Origin of the sequence: Duganella vulcania, assembly GCF_009857655.1 — a bacterium.
In the GTDB taxonomy this organism is placed as follows: Bacteria; Pseudomonadota; Gammaproteobacteria; order Burkholderiales; family Burkholderiaceae_D; genus Rugamonas; species Rugamonas vulcania.
Genome location: NZ_WWCX01000280.1, coordinates 1 through 620 on the forward strand (window position 1 = coordinate 1; position 620 = coordinate 620).

Consider the following 620-nt stretch of genomic DNA (forward strand, 5'->3'; position numbering starts at 1 on the left):
GCTGGCCACCGCCTCGATCGCCGCGCTGAGCACCGGCGGCATCGCCGCCCTGGGCACCAACCAGGTGGTCGCGTTGACCTCGGGCCAGATCGCCAGCATGAGCACCGCGCAAGTGGCCGCGCTGAGCGCCAACAGCATCGGCGCGATCGAGACCGCCGACCTGTCGGGCCTGTCGACCAACGACATCGCCGCGCTGCGCACCGGCCAGCTGGCCGGCCTCTCCACCGACCAGGTTGCCGCACTGTCGACCAACCAGTTCGCCGCGCTGAGCTCGGCCCAAGTGGGCGCCCTGAGCACCAACCAGATCGTCGCCATGACCACCGGCCAGGCCAGCGCGCTGACCGCCGCCCAAGCCGCCGGCCTGTCCACCAACGGCATCGCCGCGCTGGAAACCAACGACTTCGCCGCCTTGTCGACCAACGCGATCGCCGCGCTGAGCGCCAACCAGGTCAAGGCCCTGACCACCAACCAGGTTGTCGCGCTGACCACCAATGAAGCCGCCGCGCTGGGCACCGCGCAAGTGGCCGCGCTGTCGACCAACGACATCGCCGCGCTGGAAACGGCCGACCTGTCGGCCATCAAGGTGGCCGCCATCGCCATCCTGAGCACCGCGCAGGTGA

At 70.5% G+C, this 620-nt stretch carries 1 pseudogene; it reads left to right on the forward strand.

Annotated elements, in window-relative coordinates:
* Positions 1-620 (forward strand): annotated as a pseudogene (locus tag GTP90_RS35975) (heme utilization protein); the annotation flags it as partial.